We start from the raw sequence: 15,416 nt of genomic DNA on the forward strand, positions 1-15,416 counted from the left end.
CGACCCGGCGGACCATCATGATCGCCATGGCGTCGGGCACCCGAATCGGCTGGCACGAGCTACCCACCCACGTCCGACAGGCCGTCGCGGACATCCTCGGCGGCGAGGTCGTCGAGGCGACCTCCCAGTCCGGCGGCTTCTCGCCCGGCACCGCCGACCGGGTCCGCACCGTCGACGGGCGTCGGGCGTTCGTCAAGGCCGTCAGCTCAGCGCAGAACGAGCACAGCCCCGCCCTCCACCGCCGCGAGGCGTGGATCACCGCCACTCTCCCGCCGCACGCGCCCACACCCACCCTCCTGGGCAGCTACGACGACGGTGACTGGGTCGCACTCGTGCTCACCGACGTCGAGGGCCGCCACCCGGCGACCCCGTGGCTCCCCGACGAGCTGGCCGCCGTCCGCACCGCGCTCGACGACCTCGCCCGGGTGCTCACCCCCGCGCCTGCCGACGTGCCCACCGCCCGGCAGCACCTCGAACAGGACTTCACCGGCTGGCACCGCCTCCGCGCCACCCCGCCGGCCACCCTCGACCCGTGGACCGCAACCCACCTGGACGACCTGTGCGCGCACGCCGAGCACGGTCTCGCCGCGCTGGCCGGTGACACCCTCGTCCACACCGATATCCGCGCCGACAACCTCCTGATCGGCGAGGACGGCACGGTCACCGTGGTCGACTGGCCGCACGCGAGCCGCGGCCCCGCCTGGCTCGACACGCTGTTACTGCTGATCAACGTCCGCCTCCACGGCGGCCGCCCCGACCTGGCCACGGTCGACGCCGACCCCGCGGACCTGGTCGGCGCACTGGCGGGTTTCGGCGGCTTCTTCGCCGACGGCGCGAGGCACCCGCCGCCGCCCGGCCTGCCGGAACTGCGTGCGTTCCAGCAGGCACAGGCGGACGTGGTGGTGGCGTGGCTGCGTGAGCTAACGGACTAGGTGCACCATCGCCCCGGCCGGCTCGTAGCCGACCCGCGCGTACAGCCGTTGCTCCGGTATCCCGTCCGGCGTGAGGAACACCGTCCGGCCACCGGCGTCGTGCACCGCGGTGGTCAGGAACGCGGTCATCGCCGAGGCGATCCCGCGTCGCCGGTACGCCGGCAGAACGCCGATCCCGCCGACCTCGGAGGTCCCGTCGACGACGGCCTCCGCGACCCCGCCACCGGCGGCCGCACCGGTCGCGACATCGCGTGCCAGCACGGCGAACCCGCCGTCACGGAGCCGGTCCCTGGTCTTGGCGATCTCACTGTCGGGTACGTCCGCCGACTGCCCGAACGCCTCGTTCTGCACCGCGATCATGCCGCGGATCTCGTCGTCCGACTCCGGCACGACCAGCTCGATGCCGGCGGCCGACGCCGGCGTGACGACGGACCCGGGTGAGCAGAGCATCACGGGGATCCGCCGCTCGACCGACCAGCCGGCGGCCAGCAACGCGGTCTCGGCCGCCGGTGCGGTGTCCACCAGGAACTCCACCCTGGGCAGCAGCTCGCGCCGCCGGTACGCGGCGGTCAAACCCTCCACATCGGACGGCGACGGCGTCGCGCCGTCGTCCGGGATGGCGTAGTTGAGGTAGGGGTTGGTCGAGTCGGTGGCGAAGGTGGCGAGAAAGGGACCGATCTGCTCGGTCGTGCGTCCGGACGCGGCAGCCCGGCGCATGTGTGACTGCAACAAGAGCAAGAACCTTTCGAAAGCATGAGGGAATGACAGCGGAACGGCGCCACCGGCACTACAGGCGACGCCCGTTCGGGGCGTCAGGCATGAGGCATTCCCTTGCTCGAAGGTCCGCGTCAGTCTGCCACGCGCACGCGCGGCCGCCAACCGGGAATTCGGGTGACACGACCCGTGCCCGTGCGGTTCAGGGCGGCGGTTTCCGTCGCTGTTGCCGGCGGTTGGGGCGTGACGACGACACCATGGGCGTCTACTACGTCCGCTGACGCATACCGAACGCGGTCGCGTCGTAGCTGAGGAACACGCCCAAGCCGTGGTCGCGGTCACCGCGGACCTGACCGGGCAGGGCGACGGCTCGCCGGTGGCGGCGCTGCAGCCGGATCAACCCCGGCCGCAGCCGCGCCGCGTCGGGGTAGGCGAGCCGCCCGATCCGGTGCCCGCCGAGCCACACCGCGACCGCGTCGCGGTCGACCGGGTTACCGTGCTCGGCCACGAGAAGCGCGTGGATGTCCTGCCGGACGGGCTCGGTGGCGTCCCGCCCGACGATCGACCACAGGACGTCCTGGTGCCCGGGCAAGCCGACCACCCGCAGGTCGTCGTGGCCGAAGATCTCCATCGCCCGCATGCCGTCCCGCATCCACTGTGGACGGCACGCGGTCGGTGACGTGTCCGGTATACCCGCCCCGGTCAGCCTTGTCCGCACCCAGTCGGTCACATCCATTCGTTGTCACCTCAACGGGTTTCTCGACACCTGTCCGCAAGCTCTGTCGTCACGCCGCGAGATTCGTTACCTCATACCAGGGTCTGACAGACCACGGTCCGATGTGCGACCGCCCTCACTTCCGGCACGCTCATCGCCATGACCACGACACGCCGCGGCTTCCTGGCCCTGACGTCCACTGCAGCACTGCTCCTGACGGCCTCACCCGCGCGGGCGAGCACCCGCGCCCGGTTCACGCTGCCGAGACCGTCTGGGCCGCACCCGGTAGGTGTGCGTCAGCGCCACCTGGCGCAGCGCGGGCGACCCGACCCGTGGCACCCGGAGGCGGACCGGGAGCTGATGATCAGCATCTGGTACCCGGCACACGACTGTGACCGTCCCCACGCCCGGTACCTGGACCCGCTGGTGGCCAGGAAGTACACGACCGACGGCGTACTGGGCGTGCCGCCGGACACGGTCGACTGGGCTACCCCCACGGTGACGGCCCGCCGACAAGCCCCGCCGGACGGGCGTCACCCAGTCGTCGTCTACGCGCCCGGGTCCGGCAACAGCCGCGCGTTGGGCACGGTACTGGTGGAGGACCTGGCGAGCCACGGTTACGTGGTGGTCACCGTCGACCACACCTACGAGACGCCCATCGAGTTCCCCGGGGGCAGGCTGGTGGACGTGGGCATCCCCGCCGACCCGCCGGACCTGGAAGCGGCGAAACGCCTGTACATGGACGCGAGGGAGGCGGACGTCCACTTCGTACTGGACCAACTGGTCGACGAGCCCAACGCGGACCTCGACCGCCTGGGCCTGTTCGGCCACTCGGCGGGCGGCGTCATCGCGACGCGCGTCATGCGTGCCGACCCACGCGTGCGGGCCATGGCGAACCTGGACGGCTTCTTCGAGTTCGGCGACAACCACCCGGAGCGGGGCGTTGACCGCCCGCTACTGCTGATGGGTGCGGCGTCGCACCCAGAGCAGCCACCACTGTTCGGCGCTGTCCGCACCCATCTGAGCGACCCCGGATGGGCGACGCTCTGGAACGCGTCGACAGGCAGGCGCACTGACCTGTCCGTTCGGGAGGGCCGCCACTACACCTACACGGACGCCCAGTGGTTCATCCCGCAGCTGGACGTGGACCCGACGGGCCTGATCGGCACGGTGGGCCCGAGAGTGGTCCACGGGCAGCGAGACATACTCCGGTACCTGTTCGACCGCCACCTGAAGGGCCGCCCGGGCCGGTTACCGACCCACCCGGACGTGACGGAGGTCAGATGACCTTGTTGGCACGCAACACATCGATGGCACGCACGGTTTCGTACCCACGCCACTCGATGGCGGCGGCGGGGGAGTAGCTGTCGAAGTCGACGCGCCACCCACCGTCGTCGTGCTGCCCCGAGGCCAACCGCTCGAGATCGGCGTCGACGACACCGTCCCCGAGGAGCTGCCGCGAGGCCTGCCCGGGAAACGGTGAGAAGTCGAGCGGCCGCAAGGTTTCCCCGTCCGCCCCGCCGGCGACGCCGACCAGCCCGTCGGCGGGGATGAACTGACCGAGCTTCGTCAACAGGGAAGCAGCCTCGACGTGCGTGTCGTGAACGGTGTCGAGAAACCGGACAGCGAAGGCGAGAGCGATGGCGTGCGGCGCGTCGTCGAGTGCGGCGATGGCGTCGAAGCAGTACCGGGTAGCGGCCACCAACCAGGGGTGGCCGGCGAGCCGGGCGTCGCCAGCAGCGACCCGATGAGCAACCCCGGCGACGAAAGCGGTGCTCTGCAAGGAGGAGGAAAGCGGATCAGCGTCGACCCAGAAGGGCGCACACCCGGCGGAGTCGGCAACGGGCAGGGCGAAGGGCACCCCACCGTCGGAGAGGCTGACACGCCCGAGCCAGTCGAAGACCCCGAGAGCACGCCCCCGATCCCCGACCTCGGCGAACACCTCGAGGGCGTGGAGGGCGCCACCGGGCTGGCTCTCGGGCGCCCGGAGATCAGGCTCCAACCCCCACCCGTAACCACCGTCGGAGTTCCGATACCCGTCAACGGCGGCAAGGACAGCCCCAGCATCCCCACCCCCGAACAAGAACTCGAACCGACGCCGGTCCAACACCCGACCATGCGTGGCCATGAACGACGCGGCAGCCCCGAGATCAACAGTCATGACGCCATTCTGCCGCCGACCGGCCCCACGGTCTTGAACGTTCCGGACAACCTGTCCTGTAGGCGACCGGCACGGATTCACGGCGTGGGCCACACGCCGGAGCACGCCTCGTCGGACCAACGGGCTCGGGGCGGGAACCGCTGGTCAGCACACTCACCGCCGTGAACACCACCCGACCGCCACCGGCGCCCGACCACCACCCTGCGGACACTCCACGAACGACGACATCAACGGCTCGACTCCACGTCACTGACCAACGACGCGTGGTGGTGCCGGGACTGTCGGTGCGGTTCGCCACAATGGCGTGGTGACCACGCAGCAGCGCCGCGACGAAGCGACCGTCGAAACAGTGCCTCGGCAGCCGTTCGCGCACCTCAGTGCGCCGAACGCGCCGCTGTACCGCGACGTGCTGATGACGTTCGCGCGAGCGAGGGACCGGTTCATCGTGCACATGCGGCCGGAGGACGTCATCGCCGATCTCGGCCGTCCCGGCGAGACCGACGAGGTGGTCGCCGCACTGGACAAGCTGGTCGAGTGGGGGAACCTCCGGGCAGACCCGGACACCAGCCGGGTCACGAGCGTGGCGGACTTCCACCGTGCCCGGTACCTGTACCAGCTCACCGCGGGCGGGCAGGCGGCGGAGCAGGCCATCGCGGTCTACGAGGAGGCCATCGGACGTCGTGGATCGCTGCAGTCGGTGGCGCTGGCCGACATCGCCGCGCAACTGCGTTCGCTGGTGGACATGGCCGCACGACAGGCCGATCCGGATCCGGCCAAGGTGCATCTGCTGCTCCTCGGACTGGCCGAACGGTTCGCCGGCCTCGCCGACAACGCCCAGGCGTTCATGGCTTCGCTGCGTAGGGTGATCGACTTCGCGGACGGCGACGTCGACGCGTTCGTCGCCTACAAGCAGCGGCTCATCGACTACATCAACCGGTTCATCGCCGACCTGGCCAACCGGGGAGCGGAGATCGCGACGGTGCTCGCCCACCTCGAGTCGGCCGGCGTCGAACGGCTGCTGCTCGTGGCAGCCCGTCGCGAGGCCGCCGACGCGGTGCCCGACCTGACCGAGGACGGGCCGGGGGACCAGGAGCCCGGCGATGCCTACGACGCGGCTGTCACCGAGTCCCTCAACTCGTGGCGCAACAGGTGGCGCGGCCTGCGCGACTGGTTCGTCTCGGCCGACTCACGCCACCCGTCGCAGGCACGGTTGCTGCGTGGCGCGGCGGTCACGGCCATCACACAGCTCATCGACACGGTCGCCGCGTTCAACGAGCGCCGGTCCGGACGTTCGGACCGGTCGGCGGACTTCCGCACGCTGGCCCGATGGTTCGCCGAGGCGCCGGACGACGTGTCGGCACACGCACTGTGGCGGGCGGCGTTCGGCCTCACCCCGGCGCGGCACCTGACCGTCACTCCGGACACCGTCGCCGAGTGGGAACAGGAGCGGCCGCTGCCGAGCACCCCGTGGCGAGAGGCGGCTCCGGTGCGGATCAGCCCGCAGCTGCGCAAGACCGGCTCCTACGAACGGCGCGGCCGGCCCAACCGGGTCGCCGACCGCGCCGAGCAGCGACAGCTGCTGGCCGCGCAGGCCGCCCGCGAGGTCGCCGAGACCAGCGCGGCCCGTGCGAGGCTCCGCACCGACGGTCCGACCTTGCTCTCCGAGCTGGGGGTGCTGGACACCCGGGCTTTCCGGTTGTTTCTCGGGTTGCTCGGGGACGCGCTGTCCGCCCGGCTGCCCGGCGACACGGAGGTGCGCACCACGACCGGCGACGGCACCATGGAGATCCGGCTGTCGCTGGTGCCTGACGGCGGCATCGTGGTGGTCCCGACCGAGGACGGTGAGCTGCGCGGTCCGCAACACGTCGTCGACATCGTCGACCTGACCGCGGCCCGCCTCGGCGCCGGAGCGCTGGCATGACCACGGCTGTCACCGACGAGAACCTGGCGCAGCGACGTGCGGCGCTGCGTGCCCTCCTGGCGAAGCCGTTGCTCACCGCGGGCGCGGATGACGAGGTGCTGCGACTGGTACGCCGGCACGCCACCGGCCTGCGTGACTGGCTGGCCGCCGAGACCGGGTGGCGGCTCGTGGTGGACGCGGAATCCGCGCGCCTGTTCAAGACGGCCGGGCACGAGGACGGCACCCATCCGGCGCGGGAGGGCAGGGGCCGGCCCGCGTTCGGCCGCCGCCGCTACGTGCTGACATGTCTCGCGTTGGCGGTGCTGGAGCGGGCTGACGCGCAGATCACCCTCGGCCGGCTGGCGGAGGGTGTGCTGGTCGCGGCGGGCGAGCCGGAACTGGCCGAAGCCGGCGTCGTGTTCACCCTCAGCCGCCGCGACCAGCGATCGGACCTGGTCGCCGTCGTCCGGCTGCTCCTGGGTCTCGGGGTGCTGGAGCGGGTCGCCGGAGACGAGGACGCCTACCTGACCGCTACCGGCGACGTGCTCTACGACGTGCGCCGCCGGGTGCTCGCCGCACTGCTCACCGGTGCGCGCGGCCCGTCGACGGTCGAGGCGTCCGGGCATGCCGCGCGTCTGGCGGAGCTGACCAGCGAGCCCCTGCCCGACACCGACGACCTGCGCAACCGGGCGCTCCGGCACCGGCTGACCAGACGCCTGCTCGACGACCCGGTGGTCTACTACGACGAGCTGACCGATGACGAGCGCGGCTACCTGGTCGGCCAGCGGCACGTGATCACCCGGCGGATCGAGCAGGCCACCGGTCTGGTCGCCGAGATGCGGGCCGAGGGCGTCGCGATGGTCGACCCGGACGACGAGCTGACCGACGTGCGCATGCCCGAGCAACGCACCGACGGCCATGTGACCCTGCTGGTCGCCGAGTACCTGGCCCGCCGCACGCACGACGGCGAGCCGGTCCCGGTGCCCCGGTTGTGCGCCTACGTCCGGGCGAAGGCGGTCGAGCACGAAACCTACTGGCGCCGCGGGGTCACCGAGCCGGGCGCCGACGCGGAGCTGCTCGCCATCGCGCTGGACAAGCTGCGTGCCCTGCGACTCGTCGCCGACGTGCCCGGTGAGCCGCCCGCCGTGATCGCCCGGCCCGCGATCGCGCGTTATGCCGTGCAGGCGCCGACCATCCGCACCGGGCCGGCGGACCGTTCGACGAGGAAGGCGAGACGTACGTGAGCCCGACCCCGCACCGTGTCCGGTGGCAACCGCTGCGCACCGGACTGGTCGACCTCTTCTACTACGACGTCGAGGAGTTCCACTTCCACGACGGACGGCTGCTCCTGCGTGGCAACAACGGCACCGGGAAGTCGAAGGTGCTCGCACTGACCCTGCCCTTCCTGCTGGACGGCGAGCTCGCCGCGCACCGGGTCGAGCCGGACGGCGACCGCAACAAGCGGATGGAGTGGAACCTGCTGCTGGGCGGGAAGCATCCCCACCCGGAACGGCTGGGCTACGCGTGGCTGGAGTTCGGCCGGATACTTGACGACGGCACCGCCGAGTACCGCACGATCGGTGCCGGGCTCAAGGCCGTCGCGGGGCGCGGCATAGCCCGGCACTGGTTCTTCGTCACCAGCCAGCGCGTCGGTGGTGACCTGTCCCTGCTCAGCCCGACGCGGGTCGCCCTGACGAGGGAGAAGCTGCGGGACGCGGTGGACGGGCACGGCACGGTGTACGACACCGCGTCGGACTACCGCAGAGCGGTGGACGAGAGCCTGTTCGGCCTCGGCACGCACCGGTACGAGGCGCTGGTCAACCTGCTGATCCAGCTGCGACAGCCGCAGCTGTCCAAGAGGCCGGACGAGAAGTTGCTGTCCCGCGCGTTGACCGAGGCGTTGCCGCCGCTCGACCCGGCGCTCGTGACCACGGTCGCCGAGGCGTTCCGTGGCCTGGACGAGGAACGGGAGGCGCTGCGTGGGCTGGCCGAGGCCAGGTCCGCGGCGGAGGCGTTCCTCACCCACTACCGCCGCTACGCCGGCATCGCGGCGAAGCGGCGCGCCACTCCCGTGCGGCAGGCTCACAGCCGTTACGAGCAGCTGGGTCGTGAGCTCGGCGATGCCGAAGCCGCACACGCGGCGGCGCATGAGGCGCTCGCCGCCGCCGAGGAACGGCTCGAGGAGCTGGCCGCGACCGAGGCCACCCTGGAAGCACGCCGGACCGCGCTCCAACAGAGCCCCGAGATGCGGGATGCCGAGGCGTTGAAGACGGCAGGCCAGGACGCCCAGCGGCTGGACCGGTTCGCCACGACCCGCGAAGCCGACCAGGCCACCGCGGCCGACACCGCCAGGCGCAGGGCAGAGCAGCTGGCGCGGTCCAGGGCGGATGCCGAATCCGACGAGGCGTCCTTCCGCACCGCGCGAGAGGCAGCGCGGCAGGCCGCCGAGACGGCCCTGCTGACCGAGGGGCACGAGGCGTTGCTCGCCGAACTGGCCGCCGAGGCGCCGCCGTTCACGAACGCCGGCCGCTCGGGCGACGCGCTGATCGACCGGCAGTCCTCCGCGCTGTCCCGGCTGGAGGTCCTGCTGGGCGAGCTGCACGCCGCCGAGGCGGCCCTGCGGGTGGCCCGCGACGAGGTGGACCGGATCACGGGCGAGCAACAGGCCGCGGCAGACCGGATCGCCACGGCGGACGCGGTGGTCGCCGAACGAGCCGCGGCGCTGATCGCCGCCACCACCCGGTACGTCGCCGGAGCCGTGCACTTCCAGGTGGACGAGGCCGAGGAAGTGCTCGCCGCGCTGGCGGCGTGGACCGAGGCGCCGGTCGGGTCGAACCCGGCCGAGTCGGCGGTGGACGACGCGGTCCGCCGTGGCGCGGCCGACCTGAGCCGGCGGCAGGCCGACGTGGACACGCGGCGAGCCGGGGCCGAGGCCGAGCGGGTCGCCGTGGCCGATGAGATCGAGCGGTTGGCCGAAGGCGGTCACGACGTCCCGCCGACGCCGCACACCCGCGACAGGAGCGGCCGGACCGGGCGGCCCGGCGCACCGTTGTGGAAGGTGGTGGACTTCGCCGCCGGCGTTCCCGAAGATCACCGGGCCGGTGTCGAGGCCGCCCTGGAAGCTGCGGGCATCCTCGACGCGTGGGTCACACCCGACGGCGAGCTGCGTGACGTGCACGACGACGTCGTCGTGCGACCCGGTGATCGGGCGCCGGCCGGCGGCTTGACCGCCGTACTGGTCCCCGCCGTCGACCGGGACGAGCCGCATGCGGCCACGCTCACCGACGCCGCGGTCGGCTCCGTGCTGGCGACCATCGGTCTCGGCCCAGGGGCGTCCACCTGGGTCGGCGTCGACGGCCGGTTCGCCAACGGCCCTCTCACCGGTTCCTGGCACAAGCCCGCCGCCGGCTACATCGGTGAGGGCGCGCGGGAGGCCGCGCGCCGGATCAGGCTCGCCGAACTCGAGGCCGAACACGCCGGTATCCGACGACGGCTCGACGAACTGGCCGAGATCGCGGCCACACTGGCGGCCGCGGCCGACGCCCTCGTGGCGGAGCAGCGGGCGCGGCCGTCCGACGCCGACCTGCTGCAGGCACACGTCAAGCTCGCGGCCGAGCACGAGACCAGACGTCGGATCGACGGGCAACTGGCCGAGGCAGCGGAGATCGCGGCGCGGCGAGGAGCCGAGGAGCGAACCGCACGGGGCGAGATGACCGAGTTCGCCGGCGATGTCGGGCTACCACCGGAGGACCGTGCGTTGTCGGCGGTGCGTGCCGCGCTCGGGGACTACCGGGTGGCGCTGGCCGGCCTGTGGCCGGCGGCACGGGCGGCTGACCGGGCACGCGGCGCCGCCGCGCAGGCCGAACAGGAACACGATGGCGCGGTGGCGGCACACGAGCGGAGCGTCGTCGCGGCCGACCGGGCGCGCGGCGAGGCGGACGCCGCGGCCGAACGCCACCGGGTGCTGGTCGAGACGGCCGGCGCCGGGGTGGAGGAGCTGTACCGCAGGCTGGACGCGGTCGCGACCGACATGGCGGTGCGCGACGAGCACGAGCGGGATGCTCGCCGGTCCGCGGACCGGGCGCGGGACGAGCGCGGTAAGGCCGACGGCCGACGGGCGACCTTGCGGGTGTCGATCGACACCGCGGCCGGGGAACGGGACCACGCCGTCGCCGCGCTGCGTGCCTTCGTGGCCACCGGGTTGCTGCACACCGTGTTGCCCCACCTGACGACGCCGGACGCGGCGCAGGCATGGGCGCCGAACCCGGCCGTCGCGGTGGCCCGGGCCGTCAACTCGGGCCTGGAGACCGTCGACGACGCCGACCGGCCGTGGGAACTGGTTCAGCAGCGCGTCTCAGCCGAGCACAAGCTGCTCACCGACGCGCTGTCCCGGCACGGGCACTCGGTCGGCATGACCGTCCGCGACGGCATCATCGTGGTGGACGTGCTCTTCCAGGGACGCAACCAGGACATCCCCACACTCGTCGCGGGCCTCGCGGAGGAGACCGAGCACCGGGCGACGCTGCTGTCCGCGAAGGAGCGGGAGATCCTGGAGAACCACCTGGTGAACGAGGTGGCCGGCACGTTGCAGGAGTTGATCACCGGTGCGGAGAGCCAGGTGACGGCGATCAACGCCGACCTGGCGGACCGCCCGACGTCGACCGGCATGAGGCTGCGGTTGCAGTGGCGGGCAGCGCGTACCGCGCCTGAGGGCCTGGGCAGGGTGCGTGACCGGCTGCTGCGCCAGACCGCGGACGCCTGGAGTGCCGAGGACCGGGCCGCGGTCGGCGGCTTCCTGCAGGAACAGATCCGCCGGGAGCACGCCGAGGACACCTCGGGTGGTTGGGTGGAGCAGCTGACCAGGGCACTGGACTACCGCGCCTGGCACGAGTTCACCATCCAGCGCTACCAGGACGGTCAGTGGCATCCGGCGACGGGACCGGCCTCGGGCGGTGAGCGGGTGCTGGCCGCGTCGGTGCCGCTGTTCGCCGCTGCGTCGTCGTTCTACACCTCGGCCGGCAACCCGCACGCGCCACGTCTGGTCGCCCTGGACGAGGCGTTCGCCGGGGTGGACGACGACTCCCGCGCGAAGTGCCTCGGCCTGCTGGCGGCCTTCGACCTGGACGTGGTGATGACCAGCGAACGCGAGTGGGGTTGCTACCCGCAGGTGCCCGGCCTGGCCATCGCCCAGCTCACCCGCCGCGACGGCATCGACGCGGTGCTGGTCACCCCGTGGCGGTGGGACGGCCGCGAGCGGGTCCGCCTCGACCGGCCTGCCTCCTACCTCCCGGTGCCCGAGGACCGGGTCGACGTGTGATGGCGGACGGTGTCGACGAGGTCCGCTTGCGTCGGCTGCTCGGCGGTGACCACACCGCCTGGCTGCTCGACCGGGTTCGCCGCAGGCTGGAACTGGGCAGGCCCGTGACGGGCGCGGTCACGCTCACCGGAGCCAGCCTGGAACAGCGACGCGCGGTCGAGCGGCTGCTCGGCCGCCGCGCCGGAACCGGCACCTCGTTGACGGTGTCCTTGGACGACGTCGACGCCGTCGTGCGCGCCAGCGGCGCCGCGCCGGACGGACTCGTCGCGGCCGTCAGGGTTCTCCTCGGCGAGGTGTCCGACCGGTCCGTGGCGGAGGCCGAGGAATCCGCGGCGTGGTCGGCGGCGTGCGCGCCACTGGACGGGCTCGCCGCGCGCCGGCCCGAACTGACGACCTGGCGCGCCTGGCTGGACGCCACCGGCATGGTGCGCAGGATGGCGTCAACCCCCGCGGACGCGACGGCGCTCGTCGAAGCGCTGGTGCGGGTCCTGGACGCCTTGCCATCGACCGGTCTTCCACTGGGCCGGCTGGCCGCGATGGCGACCGGCGACGCGCACGCGCTGGATGATGGCAGGCCACTGTCCACGCTGTCGCTTGGCGCGGTCCGCGTGCTGGCTGGAGCGGCTCCGGCCGGCCATGGTTCGGCTTCCGAACGCCGCGCGGCCTGGGCGGCTGTCGGCGTGCACCGGGACGAGTTGTCGTCCTCGGTGCTGTGCGTGGGTTTGCCCGGCGGCACCGCGACCGCCGTGGCACGAATGGTCGCCCTGGCCCGCGAGGCCGGGGAGCCCTGTGTCCTGACCCTGCGCCAACTCGGCCAGGACGACCTGAACCTCGGCGTCGGTGTCGGTCCGGTGCGGGTGTGCGAGAACCCGATCGTGCTGGCCTGCGCCGCCGACGAGCTGGGTGCCGAGTGCCCACCTCTGGTGTGCCTGAGCGGCCACCCGTCCGCGGCGGCACTCCGCCTGCTCACGATGTCGGCGACCGGCGGTGCCCATCTCGCCTACCACGGTGACTTCGACTGGGGCGGCATCCGCATCGCCAACGCACTGCGAGAGCGGTTCGAGTGGAGACCGTGGCGGTTCGACGCGAGGGCGTACCGGTCCGCCCTCACGTCGGTGACCGGCGGCACACTCACCGGCCGCCCCGTCGACGCCGCCTGGGACCTCGACCTGCGCCCCGCCCTTCAACAGCACGGCGTGCACATCCAGGAGGAACTGGTACTACCCGACCTCATGAATGATCTTGCCGGCCGGGTTCACCGATCGCACGTTCCGTGAGAGTGTCCCCGCCGGCGGATGCTGAGGCCGAGGCCCTGGCCCGAGAGAGCCGGCAGGGCTTGCCGCCAAGGTGGCCATGCGCACGCCCGTCCGTGGCTGTAGTCCCGTACCCGCCGCCGTGTCCGCCCCCGAACTGCTCGCCCTCATGTGCATGCGGGCAAGATCGGCTCGCACGCTGAACGGAGGGCGCCGGAAGGTAAGGTTGGCATAGTCCGACCTGCGCGTCAGGTGCCGCAGCCGTTCGGCTTCGAGGTGTCAACAGAGCACCGGGACCATTGGGATCAGCTTGGTGACCGCTGCACGGATCGCCCGTGCGAGTGGTTGATCCATCCGTTCGCACGCTCCGACGTGCTCCGTTCTGTCCCGGACGGCCTCTACCAGCCGCGCTCGCGCCATTCGTCGAGCTTCGGACGTTCCGTGCCGAGGATCGCGTCGTCCCCGTAGCCCGGTATAACCAGGTGCCGGCAGCTTGTCGAAGAGCCGCGACTTCACGTCGTCGATGAACGACAGGCCGCCTGAGGTGTCCGGACGGTGGTGGTCTGACTGCCTAGGCGTGGGGCGAGCGTGAGTCGGTGTGGCGCGAGGCCGCTGCGCTGCTGGGGCAGGGCGTGCCGGTCGCGGCGGTTCTGGCGCGGCTGCGGGTGTCGGCTGCGGGTGTACGGGTGCATCGTCAAGATCGGCGGAACTTTGTCTCGGTGGCAAGGTCACGCCGACTGGTGACGTCGGTCACCAGGCTTGACTGCCTACCAACTAGAAGGTAGAAATACCGGCATGGCGACAGCGGATCGAATCCTGGACAGCGCTCAGGCGCTGGTGCAGGTTCGGGGGTACAACGGCTTCTCCTACGCCGACATCAGTGCCGAGCTGTCGATCACGAAGCCGAGCATCCACCACCATTTCCCCACCAAGGCCGCATTGGCCGAGGCGCTGATCGCGCGCTACCGGGAGCGGTTCGCCGCAGCGCGCAAAGAGGTCGACGACGACATGGCGGGCGCGCGGCAGCGCCTCGTGAACTACGCAGGGCTGTACGCCGAGACCTTCGCCGACGGCGGCCGTATCTGCCTGTGCGGCGTCTTCGCCGTGGATGCGGAGAGCCTGCCCGTCGAAGTGCGGCAGGCGACGGACGGATTCTTCGCCGATCAGCGGCAATGGGTGGCCGGCGTGCTGGCCGAGGCGGGCGTGCCTGCCACCCGGACCGGCGCGGCGGCGGAGGCATACCTGGCGGCCCTAGAGGGTGCACTGTTGCTGGCCCGGGCTCATGGACAGCCGGACGGCAACGACCGGGACGTCGTCCGGTCGGTAGCCGCAACCTTGGTCGACGCTCTGCTCTGAAACACACCCCGAGGGCACCGTGCCTTCTGCGGTGCTCTTTTTCGGGACCAACGAACCTTCCAACTAGTAGGTAGCCAAGTAAGGAGAACGAACATGGACTTCACCGGCCGAAAGCTCATCGTTGTCGGCGGCAGCAGCGGCATGGGCCGTCAGGTCGCCGCGGATGTCGTCAGCCGCGGCGGCAGCGCCGTCGTCATCGGCTCCCGCCCCGAGCGGGTCGAGAAGACCGTGGCCGACCTGGCCACCCGCGGACAGGCATGGGGCATCACCGCCGACCTGCGTGACCCCGCCGAGGCGACCCGGGTGCGCGAGGAACTGGCCGACCAGCACGCGGACGCGACGCTGCTGGTCAACGCGGCCGGCGTGTTCAAGCCGCTGCCGTTCCTGGAGCACACCGCCGCCGACTACGACAGCTACCTGGACCTGAACAAAGCCACGTTCCTGATCACCCAGACCGTGGCACAGGGCATGGTGAACAGCGGCCAGGGCGGCGCCATGGTCAACATCGGCAGCATGTGGGCTAAGCAGGCCATCGCCGCGACTCCGTCGTCGGCGTACTCGATGGCCAAGGCCGGCCTGCACGCACTGACCCAGCACCTGGCCCTGGAACTGGCTGCCTACAAGATCCGGGTCAACGCCATCTCCCCGGCCGTGGTGGCCACCCCCATCTACGAAGGTTTCATCCCGCCGGCCGAGGTCAGCACCGTGCTGGCCGGGTTCGACAGCTTCCACCCGATCGGCCGGATCGGCACCACCGAGGACGTCTCCGCCGCCGTCACCTTCCTGCTCTCCGACCAGGCCGGCTGGGTCACCGGCGCGATCTGGGACGTCGACGGTGGCGTCATGGCCGGCCGCAACCAGTAAGCGCCGAGGCAGGGCCGTAGGCATTGATGTCAGAACGGCAACCAAGACGTTGAGGTGCCGGGGTCAAGCCGCTCAAGTAGCGGTTTGACCCCAGCGTCGTTCGAGTGTGGAACAACCGGCCTTCCCAACCGCCGACGTGCTGGTGCCGAGACAGGTCGTCGATGAATGGCTGGCTGAGTTCGACACCGGGTTCGCGGCGATCGC

Annotated in this window: 11 protein-coding genes and 1 pseudogene; 9 read left to right on the forward strand and 3 right to left on the reverse strand. The window is 71.7% G+C overall.

The genetic code is table 11. The annotated features are described in order from the left end of the window. Window positions 1–26 precede the first annotated feature (26 nt). Window positions 27–932: a phosphotransferase family protein gene (locus tag CLV71_RS35515; RefSeq protein ID WP_208297904.1), complete on the forward strand. Its 906-nt coding sequence runs from the start codon at window positions 27–29 to the stop codon at window positions 930–932. Here CLV71_RS35515 and CLV71_RS35520 read toward each other — a convergent pair. Next, on the reverse strand, window positions 921–1,664 hold the full coding sequence (locus tag CLV71_RS35520; protein WP_243867014.1) for a GNAT family N-acetyltransferase: 744 nt from the start codon (window positions 1,662–1,664) through the stop codon (window positions 921–923). The two genes, CLV71_RS35515 and CLV71_RS35520, sit on opposite strands and share 12 nt — an antisense overlap. Before the next feature lie 166 nt (window positions 1,665–1,830). Here CLV71_RS35520 and CLV71_RS50765 point away from each other — a divergent pair. Continuing rightward, window positions 1,831–1,893 (forward strand): annotated as a pseudogene (locus CLV71_RS50765) (SEC-C metal-binding domain-containing protein); the annotation flags it as partial. 21 nt (window positions 1,894–1,914) lie between these two features. Here CLV71_RS50765 and CLV71_RS35530 read toward each other — a convergent pair. After that, entirely contained in the window at window positions 1,915–2,382 is a 468-nt protein-coding gene (locus tag CLV71_RS35530) for a hypothetical protein (protein WP_133907282.1), read from the reverse strand. 138 nt (window positions 2,383–2,520) lie between these two features. Between CLV71_RS35530 and CLV71_RS35535 the strand changes: the two genes are divergently transcribed. Then, on the forward strand, window positions 2,521–3,648 hold the full coding sequence (locus tag CLV71_RS35535) for an alpha/beta hydrolase family protein (RefSeq protein WP_133907283.1): 1,128 nt from the start codon (window positions 2,521–2,523) through the stop codon (window positions 3,646–3,648). Here CLV71_RS35535 and CLV71_RS35540 read toward each other — a convergent pair. After that, window positions 3,641–4,522: a hypothetical protein gene (locus CLV71_RS35540; RefSeq protein WP_133907284.1), complete on the reverse strand. Its 882-nt coding sequence runs from the start codon at window positions 4,520–4,522 to the stop codon at window positions 3,641–3,643. The two genes, CLV71_RS35535 and CLV71_RS35540, sit on opposite strands and share 8 nt — an antisense overlap. A gap of 307 nt (window positions 4,523–4,829) precedes the next feature. Between CLV71_RS35540 and CLV71_RS35545 the strand changes: the two genes are divergently transcribed. From CLV71_RS35545 to CLV71_RS35575, 6 genes are all read left to right on the forward strand, one after another. After that, window positions 4,830–6,443 (forward strand): TIGR02677 family protein, encoded by a 1,614-nt coding sequence (locus CLV71_RS35545; RefSeq protein WP_243867016.1) that lies wholly within the window; start codon window positions 4,830–4,832, stop codon window positions 6,441–6,443. Continuing rightward, a complete protein-coding gene (locus tag CLV71_RS35550) occupies window positions 6,440–7,666 on the forward strand; it encodes a TIGR02678 family protein (RefSeq protein WP_133907285.1) in 1,227 nt (408 codons plus the stop codon). The genes CLV71_RS35545 and CLV71_RS35550 overlap by 4 nt, the downstream gene beginning before the upstream one ends. Beyond that, complete coding sequence (locus CLV71_RS35555) at window positions 7,663–11,739, forward strand: TIGR02680 family protein (RefSeq protein ID WP_133907286.1); 4,077 nt, start codon at window positions 7,663–7,665, stop codon at window positions 11,737–11,739. The genes CLV71_RS35550 and CLV71_RS35555 overlap by 4 nt, the downstream gene beginning before the upstream one ends. Beyond that, window positions 11,739–13,016, forward strand: a complete 1,278-nt coding sequence (locus tag CLV71_RS35560; protein ID WP_133907287.1) for a TIGR02679 family protein — start codon at window positions 11,739–11,741, stop codon at window positions 13,014–13,016. The genes CLV71_RS35555 and CLV71_RS35560 overlap by 1 nt, the downstream gene beginning before the upstream one ends. Window positions 13,017–13,787: 771 nt before the next feature. Further along, on the forward strand, window positions 13,788–14,348 hold the full coding sequence (locus CLV71_RS35570; RefSeq protein WP_133907288.1) for a TetR/AcrR family transcriptional regulator: 561 nt from the start codon (window positions 13,788–13,790) through the stop codon (window positions 14,346–14,348). A 93-nt stretch (window positions 14,349–14,441) separates the two neighbouring features. Continuing rightward, window positions 14,442–15,212, forward strand: coding sequence for an SDR family NAD(P)-dependent oxidoreductase (locus CLV71_RS35575; RefSeq protein WP_133907289.1), 771 nt, complete (start codon window positions 14,442–14,444; stop codon window positions 15,210–15,212). Window positions 15,213–15,416: the final 204 nt, after the last annotated feature.

The sequence above is a fragment of the Actinophytocola oryzae genome, assembly GCF_004364325.1.
Classification (GTDB): domain Bacteria; phylum Actinomycetota; class Actinomycetes; order Mycobacteriales; family Pseudonocardiaceae; genus Actinophytocola; species Actinophytocola oryzae.